At 43.0% G+C, this 16052-nt stretch carries 11 protein-coding genes; 7 read left to right on the top strand and 4 right to left on the bottom strand.

Annotated elements, in window-relative coordinates; genetic code table 11:
• The first annotated feature begins 6 nt into the window (after window positions 1-6).
• From ACQY1X_RS20455 to ACQY1X_RS20440, 4 genes are all read left to right on the top strand, one after another.
• A complete protein-coding gene (locus ACQY1X_RS20455) occupies window positions 7-1026 on the top strand; it encodes an AAA family ATPase (protein WP_430015072.1) in 1020 nt (339 codons plus the stop codon).
• Window positions 1019-3667: an SAV_2336 N-terminal domain-related protein gene (locus tag ACQY1X_RS20450; protein WP_430015071.1), complete on the top strand. Its 2649-nt coding sequence runs from the start codon at window positions 1019-1021 to the stop codon at window positions 3665-3667. The genes ACQY1X_RS20455 and ACQY1X_RS20450 overlap by 8 nt, the downstream gene beginning before the upstream one ends.
• Before the next feature lie 527 nt (window positions 3668-4194).
• A complete protein-coding gene (locus tag ACQY1X_RS20445; RefSeq protein WP_069475309.1) occupies window positions 4195-4599 on the top strand; it encodes a hypothetical protein in 405 nt (134 codons plus the stop codon).
• Window positions 4600-5082, top strand: a complete 483-nt coding sequence (locus ACQY1X_RS20440) for an NB-ARC domain-containing protein (RefSeq protein ID WP_430015750.1) — start codon at window positions 4600-4602, stop codon at window positions 5080-5082.
• Window positions 5083-5123: 41 nt separating this feature from the next.
• On the opposite strand, the gene ACQY1X_RS20435 is transcribed toward ACQY1X_RS20440, so the two are convergent.
• Window positions 5124-6860 (bottom strand): IS1634 family transposase, encoded by a 1737-nt coding sequence (locus ACQY1X_RS20435; RefSeq protein ID WP_430014641.1) that lies wholly within the window; start codon window positions 6858-6860, stop codon window positions 5124-5126.
• 132 nt (window positions 6861-6992) lie between these two features.
• On the opposite strand from ACQY1X_RS20435, the gene ACQY1X_RS20430 reads away from it, so the two are divergent.
• Window positions 6993-9287, top strand: a complete 2295-nt coding sequence (locus ACQY1X_RS20430; protein ID WP_430015070.1) for a tetratricopeptide repeat protein — start codon at window positions 6993-6995, stop codon at window positions 9285-9287.
• Between the two features lie 102 nt (window positions 9288-9389).
• On the opposite strand, the gene ACQY1X_RS20425 is transcribed toward ACQY1X_RS20430, so the two are convergent.
• Window positions 9390-9863: a DUF4164 domain-containing protein gene (locus ACQY1X_RS20425; protein ID WP_430015069.1), complete on the bottom strand. Its 474-nt coding sequence runs from the start codon at window positions 9861-9863 to the stop codon at window positions 9390-9392.
• Window positions 9864-10080: 217 nt separating this feature from the next.
• A complete protein-coding gene (locus ACQY1X_RS20420) occupies window positions 10081-10422 on the bottom strand; it encodes a DUF4164 family protein (RefSeq protein WP_106909122.1) in 342 nt (113 codons plus the stop codon).
• Window positions 10423-10769: 347 nt separating this feature from the next.
• Between ACQY1X_RS20420 and ACQY1X_RS20415 the strand changes: the two genes are divergently transcribed.
• Complete coding sequence (locus tag ACQY1X_RS20415; RefSeq protein ID WP_430015068.1) at window positions 10770-11555, top strand: SWIM zinc finger family protein; 786 nt, start codon at window positions 10770-10772, stop codon at window positions 11553-11555.
• Between the two features lie 399 nt (window positions 11556-11954).
• On the opposite strand, the gene topA is transcribed toward ACQY1X_RS20415, so the two are convergent.
• Window positions 11955-14591: a type I DNA topoisomerase gene (gene topA, locus ACQY1X_RS20410; protein ID WP_430015067.1), complete on the bottom strand. Its 2637-nt coding sequence runs from the start codon at window positions 14589-14591 to the stop codon at window positions 11955-11957.
• A gap of 837 nt (window positions 14592-15428) precedes the next feature.
• On the opposite strand from topA, the gene ACQY1X_RS20405 reads away from it, so the two are divergent.
• Window positions 15429-16043, top strand: a complete 615-nt coding sequence (locus ACQY1X_RS20405; protein WP_430015066.1) for a DUF938 domain-containing protein — start codon at window positions 15429-15431, stop codon at window positions 16041-16043.
• Window positions 16044-16052: the final 9 nt, after the last annotated feature.

Here is a 16052-nt window from a genome sequence, read left to right as displayed (position 1 = left end):
TGAACTATGAAAGACTGGAAAATTTTTACAGGAAATCAGGCTCCCACAGACGCTTGGACATTACCAGAACCCCCCAGCTGGCGACCTTTTGGCAAAGAAAAGCAACCGGGAGAAAGTCGTCGTAAGCATCGGGGAGAAACCTTTCTAGTGCGCGAAGAAGAAATTAAAATGGTCAATGCAGCCTTGTATTTACGGCGACCTTTATTAGTAACCGGCAAACCAGGGACAGGAAAGTCATCTCTTGCCTATAAAGTCGCCCAGGAATTAAAATTAGGAGAAGTATTATACTGGCCGATTACCACCCATACTACCCTAAAAGATGGACTTTATAACTATGATGCGATCGGTCGGTTACAGGAAGTTAAATTACTGGAACGAGAGCAAAAAGAATTAACCCCAGAAGAACGAAAAGACCAATTAAAACAGATTGAAAAATATATTACCCTTGGACCCTTGGGAACCGCACTATTAGAGTCGGAAAAACCAAGAGTACTGTTAATTGATGAAATTGATAAGAGTGATATCGATTTACCCAATGATTTACTCACCTTATTTGAAGAAGGACGCTTTGAAATTCCCGAATTAGTTAGGCTAAAAGAAGAAGTCCCAAGCGTTGAAGTCCGCACTGCTTATACCGATACAACCGACGTTACCCAGAAAGATATAAAAACACCTATAAATGATGGTTTAGTTATCTGTAACGCTTTTCCTTTTGTGATTTTAACTAGCAATGGAGAACGAGACTTTCCTGCACCTTTTTTGCGTCGTTGTCTCCGTTTAACTATGAAAGAACCGGAAAAACCCGACTTAATTAAAATAATTGAGGCACATTTAGAAGAAACAATTACTAACAATCCAGACATCGATAAACTGATTGATAACTTCATTCAAAAGCGCAATTCACAAACCCTAGCCACGGATCAATTACTTAATGCTATTTTTATGGTCAAAAAAGGAGCTATATCAACTGAAGATGACCTCATTAGTCAACTTTTGAAAGATTTGGGGACGATAGAAGATGAGTGAATTACCATCCAATTCATCAATTAAAAAACTATTAGATTATCTAGAGCAAACAGGACTACTCGAACGGTTACAACTCAGTGATGAAGATGTAGCTGATAGTATCTGGTTGGCCTTACAAATGGGTGTTGAAGACTTGCAATCACCGCCAATATTTCCAGAAAATAAACAGCCAATAGATTCATCAACTTCTAATCAAATAGAGGAAAATTTAGAAAACATTCCAGAAGATAACCTATCACAATCTCAGCCAAATGTCGATATTATTACCGAAGAATCTCTCCCCAAAGAAATAGAAAAAACTACCCCAATCCAAGACTTTCCTTTTCAAGTTCCTGCTGCTGCGGCACTACAGACAGCACTCTTGATTAGTCGCGCTTTGCGTCCTTTCATGGGAAAAGTTCCCTCAGCAACTAAAACGATTCTAGATGAAGAAGCAACCGCTTCTTTTATTGCAGAAAGGGATATTTGGCTACCCGTGACTAAACCCCAACCGGAACGCTGGTTAACCCTCGAATTAGTAGTAGAAGAATCTAGATCCTCTTTCATTTGGCGAGAATTAATTAATGAGTTACAAAATCTCTTAGAAAATCAAGGAGCATTTAAAACCGTCAGAGTTTGGCAACTATCAACCTCAAATAATCAAGAATTACAGTTAGTAAGACGCAGAAAAAAAGGTAAACCGGGACAACGTTATCACCCCCATAAAGAACTTATTCATCCCAGGGGACGGGGATTAGTTTTGCTAGTAAGTGATTGTGTTTCTCCTCTCTGGCAAAAAGCCTTAATTCATCTTTGGTTAAAAGATTGGTCAGAAAAACAACCCACCGCTATTCTGCAACTTTTCCCCGAAAGATTATGGAATAGTACCCAACTAGGACGGGGACGTAAACTCTTCACCACTGCTTTAACTGCTGGTGTTCCCAATCCGAAATTAATCTTAAAAAATTATCCCCAATGGCTACCGATTAACTGGCAAAATACCCTTCTTATTCCCGTAATCACGTTAGAAACAGAAGTCCTCAAACAATGGGCAAAAGTTGTCGCTGGTTCAGGTAATGCTCAGATTTCCGCTTTTTTATTTGATTTAGAATTTATTAAACAACAAATTATCGAAATTCCCCCTATGTCCAGAGAGGAAAATAAGCAAGACAGCGAGGATAAAAACACCATTAAAAATAAGGCCGAGGCAATGGTCGAGCGATTTTTTGCCACCGCGTCAGAACCGGCCAAAAAACTAGCAAAAATGATGGCAGCTGCCCCGGTAAGTATGCAGGTGGTCAATCTTATTCGTAAAACTCTTTTAAACGAAGTGCGTCCCGTTCATGTGGCAGAATTTTATATGGGAGGTTTATTAAAACCGATTGTAGAAAATGAAGAAGGACAGTATCGAGTCTATGACTTTTTACCCGGGGTACGTCAAGTCTTAAATGATGCTATCGGTAGGCGACAAACTATCAAGGTACTCGATGCTATTTCCCAATATATTGCCGGGGAAATTAAAAGTCCTATCCGCAGTTTTGCCGCTTTATTAACCCTATTACCCACCTATCCCCGAGAACAAAGAGAAAAAATTCTTCCCTTCGCTCAAGTCAGCATCGAAGTCTTACGCAATCTGGGGGGAGAATACGCAGAATTTGCCGAAGAAATCGCCGTTAATATCTCCAATCCCCTTCCAATCCCTCAATCCTCGCCACCTCCCTTAAAAACCTCTATCTTTGACGTTGCCACCATCGAAATCCTAGAAACCCGTACTTTTGAATTTACCCTAGCAACCATAGAACGTCAGTATCAAAATCCTTTTCAAGGAGAAACATGGGTAATTAAAAAGGAAAAAAGGCAAGCAGAAGGCATTGTCGAAAAACTAGCCGAGGGAGTCGAATTGGAATTGATGGAAATCCCCGGCGGCACATTTATGATGGGAACTGAAGACGAGGAAATCGAAAGACTGGTGAAAAAATTTGGTTGGGATGGATTTAGACGAGAAAAACCCTCACACCGAGTAACCGTTTCCTCTTTCTACATGGGACGTTATCCTATCACCCAAGCTCAGTGGCAAGCTATCGCCGCAACCGCTAAAATAGACATCGACCTGAAGACAAACCCTTCTAACTTCAAAGGGGATGAGCTACCCGTAGAACAAGTCAACTGGTATGAAGCAACGGAATTCTGTAAACGACTATCAAGGGAAACAAAACGGGAGTATCGGCTACCGAGTGAGGCAGAATGGGAATATGCCTGTAGAGCGGGGACAACAACCGCCTTTCACTTTGGGGAAACGATAACGGCAGATTTAGCTAACTATCGAGCTACTGAAACCTATGCCGATGAACCTACAGGAAAATATCGAGGTAAAACAACCCCAGTGGGCTATTTTCAGGCAGCTAACGCCTTCGGGTTGTACGATATGCACGGAAACGTTTGGGAATGGTGTGCCGATACCTGGCACGAGAACTATAAGGATGCGCCGACGGATGGCAGTGCTTGGACAAAAAATGGGAATGATAATCGTTCTCCATTGCGGGGCGGTTCTTGGTTCGACAATCCTTATTACTGCCGTTCCGCTTACCGCACCTTCGACTTCCGCCGCGACGGCTTCGGCAACGGTTTTCGGGTGGTGTGCGGTGCTGGGGGGACTTTGTAACCGTTTTTCCCTTTTTTTCCCTTTTTTTCCCTCATTCCCTTTTCTGGAATTTTTTTGGGCAAGCTATAGCACAAGTGTATTAGTTTAGGGGTTATACTAAATCTGGTTATTTGGGTTCTCCCCCCTGCCCCCCTTGATAAGGGGGGTGTCGATCCCCCCTGCCCCCCTTATCAAGCTATCCCTTATAGGGATCTTTCTTAACAATTTTTGCAGTAAGCACTCCAACCCTTATCCTGACTTGATTTCAGTTTTTTCTTTGTCAGTAAGGGTGTCAACAAGGAATATTACAAATTGTTAACCGAGTCTTGAAAGCCTTGTGCTACAAAGGTTTGAAATGTTAAGAAAGATGTGACTAAAGGACAGCTTATCAAGGGGGGATTAAGGGGGGATCAACACCCCCTTATCAAGGGGGGATTAAGGGGGGATCAAAGGAACGCTGATTCCCGACAAGATGAGTGATTGACTTTCCTGCTTTCATCCCAAAATAGTTGTGCTAGAATGGCGAAAAATTCTCGCAATTGATAATTATGTTAGCCGAATTAGCCGCCGCCGAAATCGCTAAAATCGCCTTTGAAGCTGTTATCGGTAAATTAACGGAAGGAGCAATGGATAAAGGTGTAGAATTGTGGCAAAAAATTAAGCAAAAGTTACAAAAGGAACCCTCCGCAGCACAGGTTTTAGCGGCAGCAGAACAAACTAAATCCGAGGCAATGATTGAACAGCAAGTGGTTCCTTTTTTACAGGTAGAAATGCTCAAAGACCCCGATTTTGCCCAAGAAATCCAAACCCTAGCACAACAAATTATGACAATTAATCAGAATCAAACAGAAACGAAAACTCAAATTGTTACACAAATAAACAAAGATATTAAACAACAATTGAACATTCAAGAAGTTAAGGGGAATTTAAATCTAGGAATCCCTCCTGAATGACTGGCGGATCTGCACCCAAAAGCAGACGCAATAGAAAATAATCGCAGTAGTCAAAGGAGTATTTTCAAGGGAGGAAATGCTCGAAAAAGTCTCGTCCATTGGCAGGGAAGGGAGGAGGAAATCACCCAAATTAAGCAGTGGTTTACTGATCCAAATGTTGCGATGATTGGCATCAAAGGAGTTGGAGGAATTGGAAAATCTACCCTAGCTAGTAAAATTTTTGAGGAGGAAATTCCCCTCGATCCTTCCCTAGGAGACGATGAAGATTTATTCCCAAAACGCTTTTGGTGGGAAGCGGGAAATCTGGGGGGATTTAGTGGTTTAGCTCGCCAACTCCTGACGGAATTTGGTTATCCTGTCCCCGAAAAAGAAATAGATTTACAGGAAGCTTTAATCAGACAATTGCAACGCCATCGCCACCTAATTATTATCGATAATCTAGAGATTTTATTACTGGACTTCCCCGTTGACAAAAGGCCATAACCTATGCTGTAGGAGGGATTAAGAGAATTTCCGCCGCCCCGTTACTGGGTACAAATCAGGGAAACTCCCAATAAATCTAACGCTTTTTGTTGCAGTTGGGTCGGTCGAGTTATCTTAGAAAAACGATAACTTCCCTCCCTAATCGTACATTCCACTGTATTCAAGCAAATTGTCCCCAGGTCTTCCAACAAAGTCCGAAAGCTATGCACAGGGAGGTTCTCTTGATTCCGTTTTTTTCTCTCTTTAGACTGAGCGGATTCACTGCGACTCGCTTTAATCACATTCAGAGAACCATCATCAATTTCTTCATCCTCAAATAACAAAGGAGCCAAGCACTGTTTTAAATGCCATTCCACATAATAAGCCAACATACATAAAAAGATATGAGCTTTGACTCTATCACCCTTATAATGATATATAGGACGTACCTTTAAATCAATTGACTTATAACAGCGAAATGCCTCCTCCACTTGAGACAAACTTTTATAAGCTTTAACCGTCGTCGCTGCATCCATCAAAGTTGACTCCAGAGAAGTTCTTAACACATACACACCATCCAAAGCCGTTTCTTGAGCGATTAATTCCAGCTTACGCTGATAAGAAAAGCCTTCTTCTGTTATCTCTAAGTTATAGTATTTATTGACCTTAAACTGATTAAGAACCTTGCCCACTCTCAAAGCTATCTTATCTTGACCCTTTAAAGCTCTTTTCTCCCTTTGAGTCGCCTGAACAATCAAATCTAGTTCCTTCTCTACCGCTTCTAATAATGCCTCTCTTTGTAGTTGATTTTTCTGGGCGATTAAGGGATTCCGACAAGCAATTAATCTTTCATCGGGATAATCTTCACTCTCAAATTCCACCAAGTTTACCTGATCAAATAATCCTAATTGAATCACTTCTACCTCAGCCAGTTTCCGAATTTGAGGCTTAGTTAAACCAGTAATATAGTCTAATCCTTCTATGGGTTTTACTAATTCGTTGATTTTCGAGTTGGTTAAAATTCCTCTATCGCTTACCCAGACAACATTCTCAATCCCCCAACCCTTTCTGACTTTCTCAATTTGTCCGCTTAAAGTAGCACCGTCTGAAGTGTTTCCTTCAAATACTTCTACCGCTATCGGACAACCCTTGGCTGAACAGAGCAGACCAAAAACTATCTGAGTTTTCCCTTTCTTTTTATCTCGGTTATAACCATATTTTCCCAGTTCACAACCATTTCCTTCTAGGTAGGTAGAAGTGACATCATACAAGACTAATGTTCCTGATTCTAAGTGTTTAATTGCTAGGTGCTTCTCAATTTTCTCTTGTTTTTCTAATAACCAATCTAAGGCGTTATATAATTCGTCTTCATCGGCTTTCTCTAAGTCTAACAATTGTCCTAAACTCTGACTACAAGTCTCGCTATTAAACCCTCTCGCTGTGGCTAGTTTCGATTTAGGATTGATGATTCTTGCCACAATCATCGCCACCACTAAGTTTCTGATTCGTGAGGATTTTTCACTGATTATTTTATCTAAACCTAATTTTTTAATCGTCTCTAAAATAGCCATTACATGACCATGAGGAAGACTTCTAATCACTTCAAAATGATTGGGAATGCCTTCAGTCATGGACAGTGTTGCGCCTTTAAGAGCCAGTTTCAGATTGTCGATAATATCATCGGGTAATTTTGAGAGATTGGCCAGGGTTCTTTTTTTGACTTGATCTCCTTCTCGGTAGGACTCCCGAAGAAGAACGGCGGGGGGGGAATTACGGTTAGGAACTTTTTCTATATACATGGCTATCATTCTAGCAAATAGAGAGAATTCTTGTCCATTAAGAAATGTTACAAATTACATGGGTACATTAAGAAAAGTTAAGGGGCGTATCCATTGATGGATAAGGGTTTTCGGCTATTATAGTATATATGTATGGGGGAAGTTCAGTTATTAGGGGAAGATGGTTCTTGGAATAATGAATTTTATCAGCAGTTTTTCACTGCTTGGATAGAAAAAGGTGACACCAGCAAAATTATAGTCACCACCAGAGAAAAGCCAAAAACTAGGGGTTTTAACCGTTGGATTGAGCTAAAAGGTTTGAAACCTCCTGAAGGGGCGCAATTGTTAGCGGAATCGCAAATAACAGGGGATCTAGAGAACTTTTCTCGACGGGTGGATGGTCATCCATTACTCCTGCGATTGGTGGCGGATTTAATCTTAGCAGAATTTCCGCAAAACCCCAGTTTAGAAAGGTTAGCGGATTTAGGATTAGGAAATTTATCGCAACTTTTGAGCGATCCGCAGGTGGTGGGGAGCCATCGTCAAGAGACAGTGGGAATTGCTTTAGTTTTAGATGCTAGTTTTCAGCGACTTAGCCAAAGACAGCAGGAATTATTCACTAAAACCAGCATTTATCGCCGAGAATTTGATTCTCTGGCAGCCAAAGCGGTGATGGATAATTACCCGGAGATCGCACTATCCGAGATCACGGCAGATTTGCGAGAATTGCAGCGACGATCATTATTAGAAGAAAAAGAGGAAAATCGCCAGCGAATTTTTAGTTTTCAGCCTTTAGTTTGGGAATATGCACAATACAAAGCCGGCGATCAAAGGGAATTACACCAAAAAGCGATCGCCTATTATCTTTCAACTATAAAAACAAAACCTTGGCAAACCCTAAAAGACGTAACAGAATATTTAGAAATTTTTTATCATTGGAGTCAGCTAAAAGTCTATGATTCTGCTTTTGATATTCTCCGTGCTATCGAGGATTTTCTCACCCGACGGGGGTATTATCAAACCCTAGCGGATTATTACCTTGAATTAGTCACTGTTTACCAACAACAGGAGGAGCAAACCAACTGGAATTATGCCGCATCCCTCACCAGTTTAGGCATTGTTTACGATTCCCTAGGAGAATACCAAAAAGCGATCGAGTTTCATCAACAGTCCTTAGCAATCGATCGGGAAATCGGTGATCGGGGGGGTGAAGCGAAATCCTACAATAATTTAGCCAATGTTTACTATTCCCTAGGAGAATACCAAAAAGCGATCGAGTTTCATCAACAGTCCTTAGCAATCGATCGGGAAATCGGTGATCGGGGGGGTGAAGCGAAATCCTACGGTAATTTAGGCATTGTTTACAAATCCCTAGGAGAATACCAAAAAGCGATCGAGTTTCATCAACAGTCTTTAGCAATCAAACGGGAAATCGGTGATCGGGGGGGTGAAGCGAAATCCTACGGTAATTTAGGCATTGTTTACAAATCCCTAGGAGAATACCAAAAAGCGATCGAGTTTCATCAACAGTCTTTAGCAATCAAACGGGAAATCGGTGATCGGGGGGGTGAAGCGAAATCCTACAATAATTTAGGCAATGTTTACGATTCCCTAGGAGAATACGAAAAAGCGATCGAGTTTCATCAACAGTCTTTAGCAATCGAACGGGAAATCGGTGATCGGGGGGGTGAAGCGAAATCCTACAATAATTTAGGCAATGTTTACGATTCCCTAGGAGAATACGAAAAAGCGATCGAGTTTCATCAACAGTCTTTAGCAATCGAACGGGAAATCGGTGATCGGGGGGGTGAAGCGAAATCCTACGGTAATTTAGGCAATGCTTACGATTCCCTAGGAGAATACCAAAAAGCGATCGAGTTTCATCAACAGTCCTTAGCAATCGAACGGGAAATCGGTGATCGGGGGGGTGAAGCGAAATCCTACGGTAATTTAGGCATTGTTTACAAATCCCTAGGAGAATACCAAAAAGCGATCGAGTTTCATCAACAGTCCTTAGCAATCGATCGGGAAATCGGTGATCGGGGGGGTGAAGCGAAATCCTACGGTAATTTAGGCAATGCTTACGGTTCCCTAGGAGAATACGAAAAAGCGATCGAGTTTCATCAACAGTCCTTAGCAATCACACGGGAAATCGGTGATCGGGGGGGTGAAGCGTATTCTTGGTTTAATCTGGGAGTTACCTACTATAAACTCAAACGTATATCGGAAGCGAAAGAAGCATTTCTTCAGTCGCGGGAATTATATCAAGCATTGGGGTTAGCAGCGGATGTTCAAGATTGCGATCAGGCAATTCGGCAATTAGAAACCCGAAAATATCCCTTAATCGTTGCTTTCTTTCTGGGGGTGGTTAAGTTTCCTTTCGTTTTAATTGGGGGGATAATAGTGGCATTGTGGCGATTGTTAAAAAGATGGTTGAGGAAAGCATAATTAGGGGTAGGATGGGTTAAATATCCCTTATTTTTACCTGAGTTTCACATCTGCTGATTTCCCCTCATAACTACCCTAAAGTGAGAAATTATAGTGATATTTCTAAGGATTACCAGAAAAGAAAGAGCGCCATGCTGCTGTGCCGATCGCTCCTCCTAAAAGGATAATTAACGTCCAAACTTGATTTTTTTGGGTTCCTTCCAGCTTTTCTAGTCTTCTATCCATCCCATCGACTTTCTCAGTTAGTTTTGCTTGTCCTACCTCTAGCTTAGTTAGCCGTTCGTCGATTTTGTCAAATTTCTGGTTAAAATCCTTTTGTAGGCTATCAAATTTCTGGTTAACATCCTGTTGCAAGATATCGATTTTTTGGTTAACATCCTTTTGTAGGCTATCAAATTTCTGGTTAAAATCCTTCTGTAGGCTATCAAATTTCTGGTTAACATCCTTCTGTAGGCTATCAAATTTCTGGTTAACATCCTGTTGAAAGGTGTCGATTTTTTGGTTAACTTCCTTGATGCTGTCTTTGATTTCCTTGAGGACGGATTCAAGACTATAAGTAACGGTTTCGTTAGACATTTTGGTAACATCCCTGGGAGTAATGATAGTATAATAATTTTATTATAATCCTAAATCTGGTTATTAAAAACTGATTACCTATTGCCTAGAATTTAGTATTAAGTAGGTAGGCGTTAAAAATTATTAGATGCCCCCCTTATTAAGGGGGGATTAAGGGGGGATCGAACCTAAAATCCATTTTTAATTTAATTATAACCAGCTACTTATAGTAATATTTCTAAGGATTACCAGAAAAAAAGGATCGCCACGCTGCTGTTCCGATCGCTCCTCCTAAAAGGATAATTAACGTCCAAACTTGATTTTTTTGGGTTCCTTCCACCTTTTCTAGTCTTCTATCCATCCCATCGACTTTCTCAGTTAGTTTTGTCTGTCCTACCTCTAGCTTAGTTAACCGTTCGTCGATTTTGTCAAATTTCTGGTTAAAATCCTTCTGTAAGCTATCAAATTTCTGGTTAACATCCTGTTGAAAGGTATCGATTTTTTGGTTAACTTCCTTGATGCTGTCTTTGATTTCCTTGAGGACAGATTCAAGACTATAAGTAACGGTTTCGTTAGACATTTTGGTAAAATCCCTGGGAGTAAGTTTTTTTACGCACTTTCCGTTGATACTACAATAATTTTATCTTAATACTAATACCATTTTTCTCAAGTAATGGCAGAGATGGTTAATTGCCCTCATCCCCAACCCCTTTCTGGGAGAGGGGAGTAGGATACCTGTCACGAATAAAGAAAAATGGTATTATGTTAAAATGTTGAGGGCTTCGTTTTTGGGTCTGATTTGTTGTTATATTGATCAGACTATACCTGATGAGCCTTTCCTAGTCAAGCCTCAAGGCTGATGTGTTTCCTTTTTGAATTGGTGTTTTTGTTAGTAACGAAGCTGATAAGCGGTAGGGTAAATAAAAAATGACAGAACAAGCTTGGTGGGTACAAAAATGGTTAGAACTACTCGATTCCTATCGCTTTAAAAAACGCTTGGAACGAGCTAGACTCTACGCTAGAGAGGGCAATGTTTTAAGTATTGACTTTGAAGACTCGCAAGTTATTGCTAGAGTACAAGGCAGTGAATCCGAACCTTATATAGTGGATTTATCCCTAGCGGCTTTTAGTGATGAAGAATGGGATTATATTATTAAGCTTCTCTCCAAAAAAGCCATTTATTCCGCTCAATTACTCACGGGACAAATGCCCGATCATATCGAGCGTGTTTTTATCGATAGTGGGGTAAATTTATTTCCCTTTTCCCTAGCTGATATTCGCTCCCGTTGCACCTGTCCCGATCAAGCCAACCCCTGCAAACATATAGGAGCAGTATATTATCAATTGGGCGATCGTTTTAGTGTCGATCCCTTCCTGCTTTTGCAACTGCGCGGCCGAAGCAAAAGCCAAATTCTGGAAGCTTTACGCGAAAAACGCTCCTATTCCTCTGATAATCAACCTTTAGCAGTCAGTGAACCCCCCGCAGCAGTCGAAAAAACTGCCCCCGAAAGTGCTATCGATCGCTTTTGGCAGTACGATGAGGAGCTAGATCCCTCCCTAGTTGTGATTACGCCGGGGAATGAAAATCAAACCATTCTCGACATTTTAGGCAATTTTCCCCTGGCTGCCCCCGAATCCGATGCCATAGAACAATTTTTAAAACCAATTTACCGGCAAATTCCCCAAGAAGCGATGGCGATTGCTTTACAGTAGGGGAATTTGGGGTATAAGTAGCTGGTTGTAATTAAATTAAAAATGGATTTTAGGTTTGATCCCCCCTGCCCCCCTTGATAAGGGGGGTTTGATCCCCCCTGCCCCCCTGCCCCCCTTGATAAGGGGGGTTTGATCCCCCCTGCCCCCCTTGATAAGGGGGGTTTGATGCCCCCTGCCCCCTTGATAAGGGGGGTTTGATCCCCCCTTAATCCCCCCTTGATAAGGGGGGTTTGATGCCCCCTGCCCCCCTTGATAAGGGGGGTGTCTGATAATTTTTAACGCCTACCTACTTAGGATCAGCCTAGTCAAAGTGGTGCCAAGGACAAAAAAGCCAGCCAGATTTGTCCTCGCATCAGGGTGAGGAATTGACCAGGTAGAAAATCGCCTCACCACTAACCGCTAAACCTTCTTACTTTTGCCAGTTTTACTACCTGGGGAAGTAGTTTTTTTGGTGGTGCTAGAAGTAGTTTTCTTGGTAGTGGTTTTCTTGGCAGTGGTTGTCTTGGCTGCTAGGGCGACTAAAGCTTGTTCTAGAGTCAGGGTTTCGGCGGTTTCTCCTTCAGGAATCTTGGCGTTAGTTTTGCCGTGTTTGATATAAACTCCGTAGGGACCCTCGTACAATCCCACCAATTCCCCGTCGTCGGGATGTTTACCCAATTCTTTTAGGGGTGGTTTGGTGGAACCGCGAGTGCCGCGAGTTTTTTTGGGTTCGGCTAATAAAGCCAAAGCTCGATCGAGGGTTATAGTTAAGACATCATCGCCGGCTTTCAGGGAACGATATTCTTTTTCCTTACCCTCTTCCTGAACTACATAGGGACCAAAACGCCCTAAACTGGCTTTAATTTTGCCTCCGGTGAGGGGATGGGTTCCCAGTAGTCGTGGCAGTGCCAATAAACCCACTGCTTGTTCGAGGGTGACATCCTCTGGTTTGACTCCTTTGGGTAGGGAGGCGCGTTTCGGTTTGGGGTTGTCATCGCTGATATCTCCTAACTGGACGTAGGGACCGTAACTACCCACGAGCAGATAAATTGGCTCTCCGGTGTCGGGATGAAGACCGATTTTGTCCGGACCTTCGGTTTTTTGTCGCAGCAGGGTTTCTACCTGTTCGGGGTTGAGGTCGGCGGGGGTTAAATCGGCGGGGATGGAAGCGGTGAGGATTTCATCGCCTCGGGAGACTTCTAGATAGGGACCGTACTTGCCGATCTTGATGGTTGCCTGTAAATCCTCTAAAATCACCGATTTAGCGGTGCTAGAGTTAATTTGACTCTCGCGCTCTTTGACTTGGCTTTCTAGCCCCTTTTCGCCGCGATAGAAGCGATCGAGATAGGGCAACCACTGAGCGGAACCGGTGGCGATATCGTCGAGGGTTTCCTCCATTTTCGAGGTGAATTTGGGATCTACCAGGTCGGGGAAATGATTTTCTAATAGACCGACGACGGCGAAGGCGGTGAAGGTGGGAATGAGGGTTTTATTCCGCATTTGGGCATAACCGCGATCGATAATGGTGCCGAGAATGGTGGCGTAGGTGCTGGGTCGCCCGATTCCTTCACTTTCGAGGGTTTTTACGAGAGAGGCTTCGCTATAACGGGCGGGGGGTTGGGTATCGTGGCTAATGGCTTCTAGTTGGCGACAATTGGGGGTATCACCGACGCTGAGGGCGGGTAAGATTATTTCTTGGTCGTCGATGGCGGCTTCGGGATCGTCGGAACCTTCCACATAGGCGCGGAAAAAGCCGGGGAAGTCGATTCTTTTGCCGGAGGAGCGAAATCCGGCATTTTCCACCTGAATATTGACGGCGATCTGGGTAATACGGGCATCGGCCATCTGTGAGGCGACGGTGCGTTTCCAGATTAGGTCGTAGAGGGCGAATTCTAGTCCGCTCAGGCCGGTTTCCCGGGGCAAGCGAAAGCTACTGCCGGCAGGTCGGATGGCTTCGTGGGCTTCCTGCGCGCCTTTGCTTTTGGTGGTGTATTGCCGGGGTTGGGGACTGAGATAGTTTTTTCCGTACATTTGTTCTACACAATGACGGGCGGCGCTGATGGCCTGATCGGAAAGATGGACGGAATCGGTCCGCATATAGGTGATGTAGCCCTGTTCGTAGAGATTTTGGGCGATTCGCATGGTGTCCCTGGCGGATATGCCTAGTTTCCGGTTAGCTTCTTGCTGTAGGGTGGAGGTGGTGAAGGGGGGGGATGGTTTGCGAGTGGTGGGTTTTTCTTCGGTGTGGCTAACGCGCCAGATTTTGTCTTGGATCTGTTCTTTTAAGGCGGTGGCGGTGGCTTGATCTAAGAGTGTCACCTGGCGACCGGGGAGCAGTCTGCCGGTGTCGGCATCGAAATCGCTCCCATTTGCCACTTTTTGACCGTTTAAGGTGACTAATTTCGAGTCGAATTGATTTTTGTCCTTTTCTAAAGTCGCCTTCAGATCCCAATAATTGGCGGTTTTAAAAGCCCGTCGTTCCCGTTCCCGTTGTACGAGCAGACGCACGGCGACGGATTGCACCCGGCCGGCGGATAAACCTTTGGAGATTTTTTTCCAGAGTAGGGGGGAGAGGGTATAACCGTAGAGGCGATCGAGTATGCGGCGGGTTTCTTGGGCGTGAACTAAATTTTCGTCGATGGAGCGACAATTTTTCAGGGCGGTTTGGATCGCTTCTTTGGTGATTTCGTGAAATACCATCCTTTTGGTGGGTATTTTCGGGTTGAGTACCTGTAAGAGATGCCAACTGATGCTTTCTCCTTCCCGATCTTCGTCAGTGGCGAGGATCAGTTCGCTCGCGCCTTTGAGGGCTTCTTTTAATTCTTTGACGATTTTACTTTTGGTTTTGGGGACGACGTAGAGAGGATCGAAATCGTTCTCCACATCCACGCCTAAGTTAGCCCAGGATTTGTCTTTGTGGGCGGGGGGAATTTCTTCGGCAGAGGCGGGCAGATCGCGGATGTGGCCCATGGAGGCTTGGACTCGATAGCCGCTAGGCAGATAATTACTGATCGTCCGAGCTTTGGTGGGGGATTCGACAATAACCAGGGTTGACATAGGAATTGATCACGAGGGCATGGCCACAGCGACTGTTTTAGTTAGACTGACCATCTTTGTTTGATGATGGGCAAAAGTTACTATTTATCTTGACCGGCTTGATTCGGGTCAAAATCCACTTACTACGATAATAGAGATTAAAGCTGGTCTTTTGTCACTAACTTCTTAATAAAACTTAATATTTTTCTGGAGCAGGAAGAGGGGAGCAGGGAGATGGGGTAATGGGGAGAAGGGAGAAAAAAGCTGACACTGATAACTGATGACTGATGACTGACTCCTAACCCAATGTTTGCCAAAGATAAGCAAAATTTATTTATTGATGCCAAAAACTTGAGAATATTTAAATTAACATTCCGCAATATTTATAAATTCTTAAGAATTAATTGAGAAAGATTTTTATTTAACAACGATGTTACAATGGTTACAGCGATTTTACTGAATTTCATAATGGGATATTCCGTGCTTTTTTAGGCAGCAATGGTTGAAACCCTTGCCACACCTAGAAGGTTATCCTAATTAGGACGGGTAAATTAGTCAATTTCACCAACAACGATGATCTTTTTTGTGTGTAGTTTTATTGCAAAAAAAAAGTTTTTTTGACAAAAAGCACAAAGTATGATATGCACCCAACGTATTTCTGGCTGCCAGTAGTTATTGCAGAGTGGGAGTTGGGGAGAAGGGAGATGGGGAATAGGGGAATAGGGAAGTGGGGGAATGGGGAGATGGGAGAAAGGAGGGGGGAGAAAAAAGCTGATAACTGATAACTGATTCAAGATGGGAGCCGGTCGTCGATACTAAATTAGGTTACGCTTCATCTTTAGGAAAAACGCTGTAATTATGTCTGATTTACGTCAATATGCCCCGGCAACAGAACGCAATCGTCAGCCGATTTTGGAAGTTCTCAGCCAATTTTTACCGAAGACTGGGAATATTCTAGAAATATCTAGCGGCACGGGTGAACACGCTGTTTTTTTTGCCCCTCGTCTTGCTCCTTGTCGTTGGATTCCCTCGGATTGTAACCCTCTGGCTCTAGATAGTATTCGCAGTTGGTGCGATTATTATCCTAGTTCTAATCTAGATCGCCCCCTATTTATCGATGTTCATCAGTCAGTTTGGGCGGTAGAGACGGAAAATATCGTTATTAATGCTATTGTTAATATTAATATGATTCATATCGCCCCTTGGTCCGCTTGTTTAGCTTTAATGGCAGGAGCGAGTCGCATTCTTAGTTCGGGGGGAATTCTCTATCTTTATGGTCCCTATAAACGACAGGGAAAACATACTTCTCCTAGTAATGAAAGCTTTGATTTTTCTCTCCGTTCTCAAAATTCTGCTTGGGGAGTTAGGAATTTAGAAGATGTGGTGCAAGCAGCGAGCAATCGAGGTTTACAATTGTTAGAAGTAATTCCTATGCCAGCTAATAATCTCTCGGTTTTATTTCAATTGCCTTAACTGATAACT

Source organism: Microcystis protocystis FBCC-A270 (assembly GCF_050500235.1).
Classification (GTDB): Bacteria; Cyanobacteriota; Cyanobacteriia; order Cyanobacteriales; family Microcystaceae; genus Microcystis; species Microcystis ichthyoblabe_A.
The sequence above is the reverse complement of the archived record's forward strand: the minus strand, read 5'-3'. Positions and strand labels throughout refer to the sequence as shown.